Consider the following 13,393-nt stretch of genomic DNA (forward strand, 5'->3'; position numbering starts at 1 on the left):
TTTGCAACCCCTCAATTCAACTTAAACCATTGTTTTAAAAGCAGTTAAATGGATTTCTGCAACGCAAGAGGCGCGCATTATGGGTCGCAGGACCTTCTCACCAACGCTAACCTCCACCTCCATTCGACCTTATGCACAGCTCATGCACGGACCACCTGCATGGGGTGCAAGGGGTAGCCCCCAACCCAACGAAAGAGGCACGACAGCCACATCAAGAAAGACAAGCGAGAGAACGCAAAAACAAAAAAGCCCGGTCATCGCTGACCAGGCTCTAATGTAGGGTTTGTTTGGTCGGGACGGAGTGATTCGAACACTCGACCCCTTGCACCCCATGCAAGCTATCAAGGGCACACTGAAATCCGTAAGCAATTGAATTAAAAGGCTTTATCAGAAGATCTATTCAATTTCGATTGGTGTAAATTGACAAGAATCTGCTGCTTTGACAACGCAAAACCGCGGCTTCCAGAGGAGTTTTGCAGCTCATTATGGAGCGCTTTCAGCCATACCCATGGCAATCCTGGCATACGCACTACTGGCCCAAAGCACTCAACGATGATCCTTTTTGGGGACGGTTTTCTTGCGCAGCCAAGCGTATTGAACAGGATCAATACTCAGCAGCTGGCCTATCACAGACTCTCTCTTCACCTGAGGCATACGCCCCAGCAGAGATCGAATTTCCGATTCAATGCTCCCTGCTTTAGCACCCCGCTCCTCTGCCTTTGAGTACCATTCATGCCCAAGGGCGACGTTACCCATCTCGATGTTCAGCGCCCCAAGAAGTGTGCACGGTCGAAAGCTATTCGGCAGAAGCCGGTGTGCTTCGTCCGCGAACTTGAGTGCTTCGTTATAGCGACCAAGATCGCGCATCACGCCACCATGAGTGGTGCGAACCGCCGACCTCAGCTTGGCTTGCTTGAGGACTCCATCCTGGATCTTCTCCAGGAGGTCATGCGCTTCCTTCGAGGCATCGCATTTGCGCAGGTGACCACTGGCATTCACCAACTGCCAAACATCACCCGTCTTGCGAAACTCACCAAGGTAGTAGTCGGCCTCAAGCCGATTGTGGGCATACAGGATTTCCTCACTGGCGTACCCCCTGCCCTGGCTCTTCAGCCATACGGTCTCTGCCTCGGAAAGACGTTCTGCACTGTCCAGCTTGCGCAAAATAACCATCAGTTGCCTGAAGTCAGGCTCATCCACGAAGCCAAAAACACCGTACTTTTCTCGCAGCTCGAGATTCTTTTGGCGAGCGATGAATTTCGGATCACTTTCGCGCTGGACTCTCTCTGCATGGAGGCGAGCCATCATGGCAACGTGGCGAGCCTCAGCCGCCTCCCGCTCAACCTGCCGCTGTTGCTCAAGGACTTTCTGATGCTCGGCAGCAGCGGCGACCCTGGACGACTGCTCAATCGGCGCGAGCAGAAGAAACTGTGACTCAGAAACTTCACCGATAACGAATTGCGCCAGGCTCTTGAGCCCATTTTCAGTCAGGAAGCGCAGCCCCAGGGCACTCAATGGTTTACCTTGGGAAAAAGCCTCCAAAAGGTTAGACAGGCGTGAACCAGAGACTGAAGCGCCCGGTAAATCATCGACCCAAAACCGTTTCGCAAGGGTCAAATGGTTGTCTGACATCAGCGCTCCATGCTTCGAAAAATTGAACAACGTACCGGTGTCAAACTATGCAGCGTTCCATGAGAGCCCTTAGAAAAAATCTCTCAACGACCTCATAGCCCCTAACCGAACGAAACGCCTAGCGCTCTAAAAAAACACATCCGCTGGGACGCCAAAGCGATCCGAGAGAGCACGGATGTGCCTTACATTTAGCTGGCGTTTACCTGCCAAAACCTCGGAAATAACTGACTGGGTACCGACCTCAGGCAAATCGCCCTGGCTCAGGTCATGCTCCTGCATGAGGTAACGAAGAACCTCCACACCGCCCACTTTGGGTAATGGCCGATGAAGCTCATCGTAAGCTTCGATCATGTCACCCAGTTGAGAAGCCAGGCTGGCCAGCGGATGATCTTCATCATCGCCGACCACGATCAGCAGCTCATCCAACGCCTCTACGAGAGCATCATAGTCATCTTCGCTCGTCGGCTTGGTGAGCAACGGTGCAACGTAACGCCAGTGCTCACAAGCCTGCTTGATCAATGCGGACATGATTACTCCCTCCACTTGCCTTTGTCGTACTCAGCATGATCCAGCACATGCTGAATAAACACCTTCTGTGCCCTGTAATGAACGATGGCAATCAGCCGCAGCTTGTTGCCACCGATGTCGAACACATGCAGAGGCCCTACCTTATCAGTCGCCGGAAAGAGCCTCTTCATCTCGGCGAAATCCCGCGGCGCACTTGCCTTCACCAGCCGATACCAAGCCTCAAGCGCAGTCGCTGAGCGAGGCCATTTGGCCTGTGCCTCCCAGATTCGCTTCTGTGTAATGGCGTGCATAGCGCCTCTATCGCACCTTGCGATAGCAGGCATGGTAACGCGCCCGCCCCAGCATCGCAAGATGCGATACCCTGATCCATAGACATGAAAATAGCATCAGTTTTAGCTAGCGACTTGAACCCTGCCTACTGCACATAAAAACCGCTCCAAGCACCGCTACAGCCCAGTGAATCGGGCACCTGATGGTTTTGGACGGTTTGCAGCGGCCTGGATTTCCCCCCCAAAACACGTGGGGCAAAAAAGCATCAGTCAATCCCTAAGGAGGCGTCTATCCCGATTCTCCACAAGGGCCAAACCGTGTTGGGTCACGATTGCACGAAATAAACGCCGGCTATCGTCAAGGGCTTACCCCGTTCAAGCCACTTAGCCAGCCATGATTCAAAAGCTGCTGCTCAATGGTGCTCTAAACAGAGGGCATAAACTCCAAGTCTCGATCAGTGAAGATCGTTTCCAGGGTCGCTGGAACTACCTTGACCTCTGTTTTCCGGCGGATCTCCTCCAGAGCCAGCTCCAGCCGATATGACTGCATGTACTCGAACATCGTATCCAGCGGCACGGTAACCTCAGCGCCTGGGTTCTTGCCGAAAAGAATTCCCAGCAGAGCCCCCACCACAAGGCTGAACTGTGAGTCATCGTCATCGTCGAGATAGCGCTCGATCACCTGCGACAAAGTCTCACGCCACTCCTCACTCAGATTGACTGGTAGACATGCCTCCGGCCCCTGATCCAACACCTCCAGCTTGAATCGCTGTAGCAGACCATTCTCTCCAGACATACGCTTCCCCTAGCATTTAGCCTGTTAGTAATTTGATCTCATAGTAGCCACTGAGTAAATATAGCGCCACTTAAGCCCGTGGTCTTGATCAGGCTTGTTCAGCTCAAAATCCATTTATAGGTGCCATCACTCGCACCGCCACTAGTTACTCAACGTCTGCACAAACCAGAAGCCTCCGCCACCCATAACTCCTCCTGTAAACAGCAACAAAGACACCAGTATCCACCTGAAGCTAGCTACGGAAGTTTTATTTCCTCTTACCGCCCGTATTTTCGAGCATGCCGCCAACAGCACCTCAATATTCAACAGCCGCTCATCCAACTCTCTTGACGAGTTACTCGACAATCCAGTACCGATGCGCTCCACCCTTGAAACTTCATATGAAAGCCACTCGATAGTCTCGATTAACCCAGGAGCCCCTTCAGCCCCATGAAGCATGACTTCTAAACGCTCAAGCTTATCGACAGATATCTTTATAAAATCCAACCTTCCTATAATTTCATCAACGTATTCATAGAGGAGACGAATTTGGTTTTCATGCCTCGTCAAGGGCCTCTTATAATCACTCACCCCTACCTCCGCATAGAACCAAGAAAGCTTCATCAAGCTGACGGGAAGTAGACTCTGCCTTCTTGCCAACGTTGAGCATTTTTACCAATCTATAATATTCATCAGGACTGGATGCCTGCCTCCTTAACCCATCCTTGATGTCCTTTAAATTTGGCACAAGCTTTTCACACGCGACCTTAAGGCTCATCTTCAAATCGGCCAGATCCGCATAAATGTCATTTTCGAAAACCATGCAACGTGGATCCGCAATGAATTCACCTGTGCTTTCAGCAGCGTAGACAATTTCAGGAAACTCCTCAGAAACATCTCTTTTTACCCTATTAAAAACCACTCTGATTCGCTCCTTTTCCACCCCCATAGCCGCTAACATACGCGCAGTTAGAATGGACTCCGCCTGCTCTTTAGCTCCTGGAACAACCGGAACGATGAATAGATCAACCTCATCATGGCCTGCATTAAACGACGTAAGTCCTTCGAAAAAGGCTTCAGAATTTGACGCACCAACATCGACTACTAGGTCATCGTTCACGACCATTTCCAAGTAGATTTTCTTGAACTCCTCCCCCCTTAACATTCCAGAAGCACTCACCAAATCGCGGGAATCTTGATTTATAGACTCTACAACCAAAAGCTTTGCCCCGTTCATTCGCGGCACCAGCATATGAGCTGACAATGTCGACTTACCTTGATTCCCACTGATGCCCGCAACTACTACTTTCATAATCAACACCTATTTTTAAGAAATTTATTTAACTCACCCGGATTGCTAATTGACTCCTTCTTTACCACTGGCAGCATTAAACTTTCCGCACTACTGACGATTCGATTAGCAACCGTATCGAGACCGCCCCTGTTCCTGACCAACCCTCGCCCTGTGACCCTCAAGTAGTTCTTATACTCCTCTCTCATGTCATTAACCAAAAATCGATATAAACTTGACAGAGAAATGGCGACCCCTTCGCTCACCAGACAATCTCTAATCTCCTGCAACGACTTAAAGTCTCTTAGCGATTCGACTAAATAATTGCGCTTGGAATGTAGAGCAATTCTTGCTTTCCCCTTCGACATACCGCCCCCTCTTTTCACTCATTATGCGCACACTTACATAACAATAGAAGTTTACAGACCTGGAATACTGGTTATATAAACAAGATTTTTTGAAAACATGCCATTGCACGTGAAAAATCAAGGCAACACGTGAGCACACGAGACCACAAACGAAAGCAATCGAAAGCACGAAAACAAGAACGAAAAACTTTTAACACTGCTGCACCTTCTTCGAAGGTTGCATCAGCGTAAAAGCCCAGCCCACAAACATGTAGTTGCACCAATGCATGCTCATATGCATTTACTAAATACGTAGTAAGCATATTTAACGAGGCATGCCATGAGAAAGATTTACAGCCAAAGCATTAAAAACCATTCAACCCAGGTAGCGATAGATAATCTCGCAAAATCCTTGGGCGTAGCTCAAAGCCGTATTCTTGAGACAATACTAAACGCAATTGATATAGACGATTTGGTGGCCCTGACCACCCGCCAACTATCATTAAAAAGCACTAATTCAATCAGACTAGACAGTCCCACATCTCAACTTATTCGAGACGAGATTGCTCACTCAATATCGCTACTTAGCAACAGAGTAATCGATGCGGCAGCCGAGGGAGCCAAAACAGGCGTCATGTCGCTTCTTGAGACGGGAGAGTCGACATGAGTATTTTCACAATTGATAAATTTTGCTCCAAAGATATTGCATCACGAGCCGAATACAATGAAATCGGCCTTGAACTAACTTATTCTCGATCAGGGTCAGAGGACTATTACTTTAAAGCCAACAGCGACACACTGCTGGCGGCTCTAGCTGGAAGCGGGGCACGCAAGCTTAATCTAGGAAAAACGCCCAAACCTGGGGACTACCAAGCGTTGATGTCCGGTACAAACCCACGAACTAATGAAGTGTTCTGTAGCAAGACAAGAAAAACTCAACTACAAACTGACGATCACGCTCTTGCCGGATTTTCCACATCATTCAATGTCGAAAAATCACTTTCATTGCTGTACGCGACTCTCTCCCGTAGTCAGCAGAAGAAATTTGAGTGCGCGATGATGGAAGCCACCAGCCGCACCACTCAGCACCTCGAAAAACGCGGCATCTTTGCATACCGAACAGGCGCACAAGGTAGCGAGAGCCATCCAGGTGAGGTCGTTGTAGCGACATACCTCCACTTCACCAATCGCAACCAGGAACCGCATCTTCATGTACACGCAGAATTTCCCAACCTGATTCTGGGTATTGACGGTCAGTGGAGAACACTGGATGCCCGAGAGCTATATCGACGGCAAGTTGAGATCGGAGCTCTGTTCGATACCTGCCTCGCTAGCATCCTGCAACGCGATCTTCCAGAAATTGCCAGTCACCTTGAATGCAATCCTGAACGCAGTGGCTTGGTTGTCGCTGGCATTGATCGCAATACTGTCATGCGCTTTTCGACTCGCCGTCAGGAAATTCAGGATGGCCTGCAAGCCATGGGGGCTTCAGGTGCGGACGCAGCGCGAGCTATCGCCAAAAGAACACGCCAAGCCAAGGCTGCGGTGGAAGGAGAGGTTCTGCGGGAGGAATGGAAATCCTGCCTTTCAGATGTTTCCCCCACCCAAGGAGATCTCACGCCAGCCACTTTGCTGGCCGTCGAGGCCATGGTCTTCAAGAGCAGCAGCGTCTTCAAAAAGCATGATCTTGACCGTGCTGTCGCGATGCTCAGCATCCTCCACGGCGGAATCGGATCACTCCCAGAAATTGAGTCTGCCGTCGCGCAGCAGCTGGGAGTTGTGCGCCTGCCTAGCAAGCCTGGTGAAGATCCACTGTTCACAACAGAAACGTTCAGGCAGCTCGAAGTCGATCTGCTGCGCTTTGCTCGCAAAGCGTCTGGACATAGTCAGCACTTCGCCCTGTCCGACCTGCAAATCAAGCAGGCACTACGGCAATGCGAACAAGAGAAAGGCTTTCCGCTTCGCGATGAACAGGTTCAGGCCATGGTGCACGCCACTTCGGGTAGGCAGATCTCGATCATCCAGGGCGCTGCGGGTACCGGAAAGTCAGCGTCACTCGCTGCACTCAAAATTGCTTACAGCTCAGCAGGGAATCGCATACATGGCCTTGCACCATCAGGCGCAGCGGCAGCCGAGCTGCAAAAAAGCTCTGGTATTGAGTCGCAGACCATTCATGCACTGCTAATGCGACTGGAGAACGATGATGCCCGGAAACCATTTCACCTGACCGACCGTGACGTGATCGTGCTGGATGAGGCTGGCATGGTTGATACTCGTACGCTCCACAAACTTATGAGCCATGTGGAAGCAGCAGGGGCAAAGATCGTACTTGTAGGGGACTCCAAGCAGCTTGAAGCTGTTGGCTCTGCTTCCACACTGCATATGCTCACCCAGCACCTGGGCGCAGCAAGACTTGAGCAGATAGCGCGTCAGCGCAGTGCCGATGACAGAGCGATCAGTCAGGCCTGGTTTTCCGATACCGGGGATGCACCAACGATGATGCAACGACGCGGATTACTTCGGGAAACCAGTAACGACCAAGCCTCACCTATTGAGCTCATGCTCACCGATGCCTCGAAGGTACGCAAAGCTGGCACAGACTGGAGTGAAATTCTCTTGCTGGCTGATCGAAATAGCCGTGTAAACCAGCTGAATCAGCGCGTTCGGGAAATTCGGATGCTAGATGGCGAGTTGGACAAAAAAGCCGAGAAGGTTGTCCAGGTGAGCAATGATCGAGGCTACTCCCGTGAACTTGCGCTCTGCCCAGGCGACAGAATCATGCTGCGCAAAAACTCAAAGCTTGATCAGACGCCAGTGTTCAATGGAGACCGGGCGACTGTCATCAGTATCGAGGATCACAAGCCGGGCACTGATGGCGCACAAAGTGAAAAGGTCGTTCATGCCCGCTTGGATCGCTCAGGTACCGTAATCAGCTGGCGTCTCAGCGACTACGACAAACTCGATCACGCTTACGCAATGACCGTGCACAAGTCCCAGGGGCTCACTGTCGAGCATGCCTTCTATCTCACGAGCGAAACCACTGACCGGCGCTCTGCCTACGTCGCCTTCACACGCTCCAAGGCTGCCTGCCCGTTTTACTTGGCCCCTGAATGCGAATCCACTTTCGCGAACCGTACGAGCCTGTTCAAGGCAAAAATGACAGCCCTCGATGCTGACCCAGGAACAAAACAGAGGACGCTCCATGCGTCTATAGGTGCGGTCGAAACAGCTATTCGAACGCAGCAACCGGGAACAAAGGAGTTACTGGAGAAAGCTGGCATCCGCTTTTCATATCTAGGTGCCAGTAACAATCCCGCCGCCCAGGTCAGAGCTCATATCCAGAACTGGAGCCCACAACCCAGCACACGACAAAAACTACTGCTGTTGATCCAACGCCTTCGAGCGCGCTTGAATAGGATCAATGCGCCGACCAAGACACTGGGCCAAAGAAGAACACCCACTGAAACTCATCAGCTAGATTCCATTCAATTATGATGGAGGCAATTCAGAATGACGGTAGCTCAGCTCATCCAGCTCCTCAGTGGCTACCCTGCTGACGCAGAGGTACTCGTTGAGGGGTATGAAAATGGATACGACCCGATTCACTCGCTATCCATGAAAGAATTAGCCGGGGTTCAAAATGCCGAAGACTATGATGGGCTCTTCGATGCCCCGGACAACCTTAAATTGCCCACGACTGGCGAGACGCAAACAGCTTTTCAGGCGTGGGCTCGTAAAGACAGTGGCGAGCGGTTGAGCTGCGTTGTGATCTCAGGACTGCGCGGCCATCTGCGCCCTGATTAGCCGTAGTCTTTCAGCTCACACCAAGCGCCTTGAACGCTGCATCCACAGGATCGCTGTAGAAGCTGGTTTGGAACTTGGCGAACAGTTCACCGGGCACGGTTGGAATGTCCGTCACACTGGCCATAGGCAGGAGGATACGTTTCGCTCCCGCATCGAAAGCCACTTGCATGCATTCGGCCAGGTTTTCTACTGGCACCACATTTCCCCCAAGGCTCATGTCGCCAAGTACCACCATTTGCGCTTGCAGTGGCCGCTGCATCAATGCTGAGCAGTAAGCAACGAAGCCAGCGAGGGTCAGGGCTTTGGGAGCGCCCGTGTTGTGAAGTTCAACGGTATGCAGGTGGTAGTCATGGTCGCCCACCTTTGACGCTGCGCTCACGCGATTAATGTTGGCCTTGAAGTAGTCGAATGCGACCTTCAGAGCCTCTTTCGCTGAAGAACTGGTACCGAGGCCGGACATATTCAATTTGCCGCTACCAGCAGTGATCTGGGTTTCCAGCCGGTAAAGCCCTAGATGCCCACTGGCACCAGTCGATACCAGGTGCATTGTCCCTGGCTTGCCCTGCCCTTCAGGGATAAGTCCACCGCCACCCTGCTCCGGCACGCTGATGAATGTCTCCTCCAAGGTGTCAGCGTCGATGTACGAGAAGTGGACATCGAAGAATTCCATCCCACCGATTTTCTTCAGCTGTTCCTTAACCCGACGACGGGTCTCCAAAGCGTACTCAAGGCAGCGGCGCACAGCTTCGCGGTCGTAGTCAGCACTAGGATGCAGAAGCTTCAGAAGCCCCGACACAGTCCTGCGTACGGCAATGGTGTCACGCTGATTTAGGTTGTTGCCCAGTTTGAAGAAACGGTCGATGGCATCGGCAAAGTTTCGTTTGCGCATCTCGCGCATGAACTCGGCTAGGTAATCGGTGATCAGCCCGTAGCGATTAGTGAAAAATTCAGGGCGCATCTTCGGTACCTCCCAGCCTGGAATGTAGGCGTGGAAACGGTCGAAAAACGCAGAGTCGATCATGGCACTTGGGAACGGTGCTAACAGGTGGCTGGTCTTGACCAAGGTATCCACCGGTTGGTTGATGTTGCCAACAAACATCATGCTCGCAGAGGCTGAGATGGAATCACGCCCACGGGCGAAGGAGCCCGAGGCCATGTAGTCCTTCATAATCTGGACGCCGTCCTTGTCCTTGAACGAGATGCCCGCCACCTCATCGAAGGCCACCACATCCCACATCCCGACCAAACCGACTTGCCGGCGCGACATGTTGTAGAAGAGGTTGGCAACCGTGGTTTGACCACCGGAAACCAGGATGCTGTTCGGGCTGACTTCCTTGTAAATGTGGCTCTTACCTGTACCCCGGGGGCCAAGCTCGCAGCAGTTATAGTTGTTTTCGACGAAGGCAATCATCCGCGTCAGCAGATGCCATTTCGTGCGCTCATTGAAATGAGCTGGCTCCATGCCCGTTGAGCGCAGCAACACATCAATCCACTCGCTTTCACTGAACGCCTTGCGCGCTTCCAGCAACGCGTCCATATCCATGTTTGGCATCTGGATAGGCTTGAGATCATGCACCGTGAAAGGCGAACCTTTGGCCCCTTCCTCGAAGAAATAATTCAAAGTCACGATGCACCAGATACCGCCAGCCAGGAGCTTTTCGAACTCCTTGATGAAGCGGCTGGGGATCTCGGCATCTTTGACGCCTAGGTTCATGAATAGCGCCTGGTAGATATCCCGACGCTCGTTCAGGCTGACTGATACCTTGTCGATGATTTTGAAACTGCCGCGCTCGCGGATCTTCGACTTAACCTTTTCGGCCTCGTCCGGACGAACGTAGTTTTCAGCAAGGATGCGCTTTACAGTTTCCAGGCCATCAGCAATGACCTCCTCGTTATCCGAGGCACAGTACATGCCGAGTAGATACTCAAGCACGTAAACCGGCACGTTGATGCCTTCCTTCAAACGCTTGGTCAGATCCTTGCGCACCACCTTGCCAGTAAAGAATCGGTTCAGCAGAGCGTCGAGATCCAGGTCAAGATTGCCGCTATCAGAAGTCAAAGTCATTGCTAATCGCCAGGTTGATACGGACATCAATTCGGAACTGCTCAACGTCGGTTTCGGCGTCCAGCAGCTTTAAGAAGTAGCGCTCGCTGGAGGAGAACGGGCGGTTCAATAGCGTCAGAATGACTTTGCGTTGGCGCTGGTCAAGATTCTGCGAGTCGCTGTCCAGGGAAACCAGCTCCACGGCTGATACAGCCTCACCAGCATCATCATATAACCCTACACGCAGCACTGCCGGTAGCACCCGCTCGGAGACCGCCTCCGTCTGCAACAGGTTGAACACATAGCGGTTGGTGGTGATGGTGAAGTTGTTACCCAGCACCGTGACCTGCGCCTTGCGCACAGCCGTGTCTTTGGCCTTCTGACCGCGCACCTGTTGCACCTTGAGCACTGGCACAGCCACTTCCTGCAACGCAGCTCCACCATGGATAAAGCGTGCGCCACCCACAAAGTGGAAACGGCTCACCCCGCGTGGCGACCAGAACATCATGTCGTCGCTGATGCCTGCGGTGTCCCTAATGTAGCCGGCATGCACCTGCTCGCTACTGCCCAGGTTGCGTCCAATCAGATAGCGTTTTTTCGAGACCACAGTTCCAGTGGGTTTGGTGACCAGCTTGCTCTTGTCTAGAGCCTCAAGCGCTGAATCCTGGAACAGGAAGCCGTGATCCGCGGTGACCACCACCCGATGACCGTTCAGGTTATTGATGATGCGGCTTACGATGGACTCCAGCTCCTCAATAGCATCACGACAAGCAGTGAAGGTGCTGCTCTCGGTGCTTGCTGTGTCCCCAACCGCATCAATCTTGTTGTGATAAATGTAGATAACTCGGTACGGCTTGATCAGCTCTCGCCCATCGGTTTTGTTCATGGTCAGGAAGTCTTCGGCACGCAGGGCCAGACCATTCACGCCAGCTAGAATTTTGTTGCGCGCGTCAAGACCATCACTGCTCAGCCCATCCACCTGTACCAAGCCCGCATCGGTGTAGCTCAGTGACTTGTGCGGCAGCAGGCTGGCCATACCAAGCTTGGTGTAAGACGGCAGCACGCCCAGTTGGCTACTCAGCTCTGCGGCGAACCGATACTTGCCATTAAGCGACTCACTCAGCTCCTGAGCCACCTCATAGCGCAGTGCATCGCTGATCACCACAAACACCCGGCGATCCTCGCCACCTTTCAGATAGCGATCCACCTGCTCGGCATAGAAGTTTTGTTGATTGGGTAGGTCAGGCAATTGCCACTGTTGCAGCAGGCCGCCATCGACGAAACTGCTCCACTTCTGCGCCAGTGGCTGTAGGAAGCCGTTCAAGTAGTCCTGCTCAATTCGGGAGGTCAACGGGGACAAGGCATCCGGACTACGTGCGTACACAGCATCAGCGGCTTCGTGATACATCCTGTAGAGCTGATCGAAACGATAAAGCTCACTGGTATAGGCGCTGTAGCAGGCCTCAGCGGAAGCAAATGAAAACCCACCGGCGTGATGCAGCTTCAGCTCGAACAGTTCAGATGCTGCAATCAGCGAACGGTAGTAGGCGTTCCACACCGAACGGTTGGAGTCCTCGTTATCCGGCCAGCGAGGATTGGCCCAGTAACCATCCATCCGCCGGCTAGCCATATCCCGCAATTTCAGGCCAACCGCCTCGCTGGTGTTGGAGAGCACGGCATCTCGTAAGCGTTCGGCGATTTGACGTTCAACATCGACAAAAGTACTGACAGCCATCAGCGCTTCCAATGGCACCTGAGCCAACAATTCTGTTGGACGTAAATCTGCCGCCACTCGCTTAGACAGGCGATCATAAGCACGCTGTCGCAAGGTGCTATCGCGCCACTGCGATAAGAAGATCGCGACATTAGCAGCGCGTGCGGGGTTGAGCTGAAGGGCTTTGAGGTTGGCCGGGACATGAGTATGCAAGGCATGCCCGATATCAGTGGCAAACAGACGCACCAGAAAATGACGCAGGGAAGGTTCACCATGCTGATAGCCGAATGCCTGCGACATCAGCTGCCAGAACACCGGCTGCATATCGAACTTGCTGATCGACTCCCATAGGGAGCTGTTTTCCAGTTCCTCGGCCTCGGCTAAGGTGGCGAAAATAGCAGTGAGCACTGCAAAAATTTCAGCCTGTTCAATCTTGGCCAGTACCGCGAGGATCTTGAGATCCAGCGCCGACTCATCATCATCAGGGTCGAGCAACCGCTGGATCTTAGATACCCTCTCTTTGCTTGCAAAAAAGGCGCTCCGGGCCTTTAGGTGCTCCCGCAGGCTCTGCTGACGCAGACCCAACTGTTGTAGCAACATGGACGTTCGGTCAGCCGCAAAAGGTGCTGCGTATAGCCGGATATCCAGCAACCAATCGCTTTCTGGTGAAGGCGGAGGCCCCTCCTCATAGATCAGGAATCGCCCATTGGGCTGCTCTACTTCTACCCGACGCTTGAGCGCTAATGCAGGTACCGCTGAGCGCCTCACTAGCTGCACATCATCCAGGCATAGATTCTCGATTAGCTCGCTGAACTCCCCTTCAGCGTCCTCCCACCAAACTACCCGGCAAGCTCCAAACAGCTGCAACAGCCCCTCGCCAATTTTTTCGAGTTGTGCAGACTGCTCTGACATGAATCACCGCCCCCAGCGGGTTTAATAACCACGTAAAAAAATGTCCCAATAGACTCTTTAAAAGGGTAAAAATAAAC

At 52.4% G+C, this 13,393-nt stretch carries 11 protein-coding genes; 3 read left to right on the forward strand and 8 right to left on the reverse strand.

All coding sequences use genetic code 11. The features are described 5' to 3' along the window. Nucleotides 1-546 precede the first annotated feature (546 nt). The 6 genes from GJV18_RS17780 to stbB all read right to left on the reverse strand — a co-directional run bounded on the left by GJV18_RS17780 (nucleotide 547) and on the right by stbB (nucleotide 4,516). On the reverse strand, nucleotides 547-1,632 hold the full coding sequence (locus GJV18_RS17780) for an SPFH domain-containing protein (protein ID WP_160347831.1): 1,086 nt from the start codon (nucleotides 1,630-1,632) through the stop codon (nucleotides 547-549). 126 nt (nucleotides 1,633-1,758) lie between these two features. Further along, nucleotides 1,759-2,160, reverse strand: a complete 402-nt coding sequence (locus GJV18_RS17785) for a helix-turn-helix domain-containing protein (RefSeq protein ID WP_150298018.1) — start codon at nucleotides 2,158-2,160, stop codon at nucleotides 1,759-1,761. Between the two features lie 2 nt (nucleotides 2,161-2,162). Next, nucleotides 2,163-2,450 carry a type II toxin-antitoxin system HigB family toxin gene (locus GJV18_RS17790; protein ID WP_160347832.1) on the reverse strand — a complete coding sequence of 96 codons (288 nt, stop codon included), beginning with the start codon at nucleotides 2,448-2,450 and terminating at the stop codon, nucleotides 2,163-2,165. Between the two features lie 403 nt (nucleotides 2,451-2,853). Then, nucleotides 2,854-3,225, reverse strand: coding sequence for a hypothetical protein (locus GJV18_RS17795; protein ID WP_160347833.1), 372 nt, complete (start codon nucleotides 3,223-3,225; stop codon nucleotides 2,854-2,856). 141 nt (nucleotides 3,226-3,366) lie between these two features. Further along, nucleotides 3,367-3,795: a hypothetical protein gene (locus GJV18_RS17800; protein WP_160347834.1), complete on the reverse strand. Its 429-nt coding sequence runs from the start codon at nucleotides 3,793-3,795 to the stop codon at nucleotides 3,367-3,369. Continuing rightward, a complete protein-coding gene (gene stbB, locus GJV18_RS17805) occupies nucleotides 3,788-4,516 on the reverse strand; it encodes a StbB family protein (RefSeq protein WP_160347835.1) in 729 nt (242 codons plus the stop codon). Before stbB ends, GJV18_RS17800 begins: the two co-directional genes overlap by 8 nt. Nucleotides 4,517-5,182: 666 nt before the next feature. On the opposite strand from stbB, the gene GJV18_RS17810 reads away from it, so the two are divergent. Genes GJV18_RS17810 through GJV18_RS17820 form a run of 3 tightly spaced genes read left to right on the forward strand, consistent with a single transcriptional unit; the run spans nucleotide 5,183 to nucleotide 8,646 of the window. Next, the gene (locus tag GJV18_RS17810; protein ID WP_160347836.1) at nucleotides 5,183-5,509 is read left to right on the forward strand and encodes a hypothetical protein; all 327 of its coding nucleotides are present in this window, start codon (nucleotides 5,183-5,185) and stop codon (nucleotides 5,507-5,509) included. Further along, entirely contained in the window at nucleotides 5,506-8,337 is a 2,832-nt protein-coding gene (mobF, locus tag GJV18_RS17815; protein WP_160347837.1) for a MobF family relaxase, read from the forward strand. The genes GJV18_RS17810 and mobF overlap by 4 nt, the downstream gene beginning before the upstream one ends. A gap of 15 nt (nucleotides 8,338-8,352) precedes the next feature. Beyond that, nucleotides 8,353-8,646 carry a hypothetical protein gene (locus GJV18_RS17820; protein ID WP_160347838.1) on the forward strand — a complete coding sequence of 98 codons (294 nt, stop codon included), beginning with the start codon at nucleotides 8,353-8,355 and terminating at the stop codon, nucleotides 8,644-8,646. A 10-nt stretch (nucleotides 8,647-8,656) separates the two neighbouring features. On the opposite strand, the gene brxL is transcribed toward GJV18_RS17820, so the two are convergent. After that, nucleotides 8,657-10,711 (reverse strand): protease Lon-related BREX system protein BrxL, encoded by a 2,055-nt coding sequence (brxL, locus tag GJV18_RS17825; RefSeq protein ID WP_160347839.1) that lies wholly within the window; start codon nucleotides 10,709-10,711, stop codon nucleotides 8,657-8,659. Continuing rightward, on the reverse strand, nucleotides 10,695-13,316 hold the full coding sequence (gene pglZ / locus GJV18_RS17830) for a BREX-1 system phosphatase PglZ type A (protein ID WP_160347840.1): 2,622 nt from the start codon (nucleotides 13,314-13,316) through the stop codon (nucleotides 10,695-10,697). The genes brxL and pglZ overlap by 17 nt, the downstream gene beginning before the upstream one ends. Nucleotides 13,317-13,393 lie beyond the last annotated feature (77 nt).

Source organism: Pseudomonas xionganensis (genome assembly GCF_009763245.1).
Classification (GTDB): domain Bacteria; phylum Pseudomonadota; class Gammaproteobacteria; order Pseudomonadales; family Pseudomonadaceae; genus Aquipseudomonas; species Aquipseudomonas xionganensis.